Source organism: Pengzhenrongella sp. (genome assembly GCF_036565025.1).
Classification (GTDB): Bacteria; Actinomycetota; Actinomycetes; order Actinomycetales; family Cellulomonadaceae; genus Pengzhenrongella.
Genome location: NZ_DATCNW010000245.1, coordinates 1 through 1,881, shown reverse-complemented (window position 1 = coordinate 1,881; position 1,881 = coordinate 1). Strand labels below are relative to the sequence as shown.

Genomic DNA, 1,881 nt, shown 5'->3' with positions numbered 1-1,881 from the left:
GCCGTCAGGATCGTGCCGTCCACCGGCCGAGCCACGGCGGTGCGCGCCGCGCGCTGCGCGCCGTCGAGCGCCCGGGCCAGCCCGACGCCGTCGGGCACGGCGCCGTCGTCGAAGCCCCTGGCGAGGCCGAGCAGGAACTGGCTCGCGATGACCCCCGAGTTGCCCCGCGCCCCGACCAGTGCGCCGTGCGCGAACGCCGCGAGCAGCTCCGCGGCCGGTGCGGCGGCGTCCAGCGCGGCGACCTCGTCGGCGCCCTGCGCGAGGGTCAGGTACAGGTTGGTGCCGGTGTCGGCGTCGGGCACGGGAAACACGTTCAGCGAGTCGAGGGCGCCGCGGGCAGCGTCGAGCGCCGTCGTCGCGGCCTGTACCCAGGCGCGGACCGCCTCACCGTCCAGCCGCTGCACCTGCGTCCCGCCCCTCGTCCTCGATGCGTTGTTGCTCCCGCCCACACGATGCCCCATGTCACCCACGGCCACCCTCATTTGGGTGACGAGCCGTCCGTCGGCTAGTCTTGCCAGGTTGTCCGGCGAGTCCGGGCAAACGACGGAGCGCCCCGGCAGGGTGCGCACCGCAACCGGACCCATTCCCTTCGCCGCCTCGCGGCGTGCACGACGATCAGGAGAAACCGTGGCTGCCAACTGCGACGTCTGCGGCAAGGGCCCGGGCTTCGGGCACAGCATCTCGCACTCGCACGTACGGACAAAGCGTCGCTGGAACCCGAACATCCAGCGCGTGCGCGCTGTTGTCGCGGGTGCCCCCAAGCGCCTCAATGTCTGCACCTCGTGCCTCAAGGCCAACAAGGTCGTGCGGCACGTCTGAGCCCTTCGGCTCGTAACTGCTTTCCGAAGAACCCGCCGGGGTCAACCCGGCGGGTTCTTTGCTGTCTCGTCCCGGGCGAACTACTGCGCGACGGTGCCCGGCGATGGCATCCTTTGGCCATGAGCGAGACTCTCGGTGAAGTGACCATCCGGACCGCCGAGCTGGACGATGCGCTGGCGATCGCCCGGGTGCACATTGCCTCCTGGCAGGAGGCCTACACGGGGATCGTCTCGGCCGAGTACCTGGCCTCCCTGGACCCCGAGGTCAGCCAGGCACGCTGGGCGGACGTACTGCGCAAGGGCCCGGACGACGGCGTGCAGACGTGGGTCGCCGAGGTCGACAACGCGGTGCTCGGTTTCGCCTCCATCGGTCCGAGCCGCGACGAGGACGTCGCGCGCAACGAGCAGGAGATCTACTCGATCTACCTCGACCCGGGCATGTGGGGCCGCGGCGTGGCGCGCGACCTGATGCGCACCCTGCTCGGGTCCATCAAGCCACCCGCACCGATCTCGCTGTGGGTCCTGGCGGAGAACGAGCGGGCCCGGCACTTCTACCGACGCCACGGGTTCACCCCCGACGGCACCGAGAAGCTGAACGAGGTCGGCGGTCAGGTCCTGCGCGAGGTCCGCTACCGCCACCGCTGAGCGCCGCCGAGCCCGGACCGCGCGAACTCGTCGCGCGCACTCACCGCGCGAAATGGTCCCAGCCCGGCGACGCCGTCTCCGGCGGCGCTCCGGCGACCAGCACGGTCGGCCCGTCGGGTCCGGCCGCCCGGACCCGTCCGACGGCGCGGAACGGTTCGGGCAGCACCGCGCCCGGCGGGAAGGTCGCGAGCAGACCGTGATCTTCGCCACCCGCGAGCACCCAGTCCGCTGCCCGCGCCCCGAGCACCCGCGCGGCGCCCGCGAGCACCGCGAGGTCCTCGGCGAACGCGCCGGCGACCGGGTCCAGGTCCAGCACGACGCCGCTCGCGCGCGCGATCCGGCCCGCGTCCCGGAGCAACCCGTCGGACAGGTCGAGCATCGACGTCGCGCCCGCGCGGGCGGCGACCGGCCCGGCGCC

3 protein-coding genes and 1 pseudogene are annotated in these 1,881 nt (G+C 72.9%); 2 read left to right on the top strand and 2 right to left on the bottom strand.

From position 1 onward, the window contains the following. Window positions 1–404: DAK2 domain-containing protein (locus VIM26_RS14295; RefSeq protein ID WP_331952296.1), on the bottom strand; the 404-nt coding region annotated here is incomplete at its 3' end. 223 nt (window positions 405–627) lie between these two features. On the opposite strand from VIM26_RS14295, the gene rpmB reads away from it, so the two are divergent. Further along, entirely contained in the window at window positions 628–819 is a 192-nt protein-coding gene (gene rpmB / locus VIM26_RS14290) for a 50S ribosomal protein L28 (RefSeq protein ID WP_331952294.1), read from the top strand. 119 nt (window positions 820–938) lie between these two features. Continuing rightward, the gene (locus VIM26_RS14285; protein WP_331952292.1) at window positions 939–1,463 is read left to right on the top strand and encodes a GNAT family N-acetyltransferase; all 525 of its coding nucleotides are present in this window, start codon (window positions 939–941) and stop codon (window positions 1,461–1,463) included. Between the two features lie 40 nt (window positions 1,464–1,503). Here the strand turns inward: VIM26_RS14285 and VIM26_RS14280 are convergent. Next, a pseudogene (locus tag VIM26_RS14280) lies at window positions 1,504–1,881 on the bottom strand (thiamine-phosphate kinase); the annotation flags it as partial.

Excerpts from the sequence above, each read along its gene's own strand:
- VIM26_RS14285 (WP_331952292.1), top strand. The coding sequence starts at position 939 with ATGAGCGAGACTCTCGGTGAAGTGACCATCCGGACCGCCGAGCTGGAC.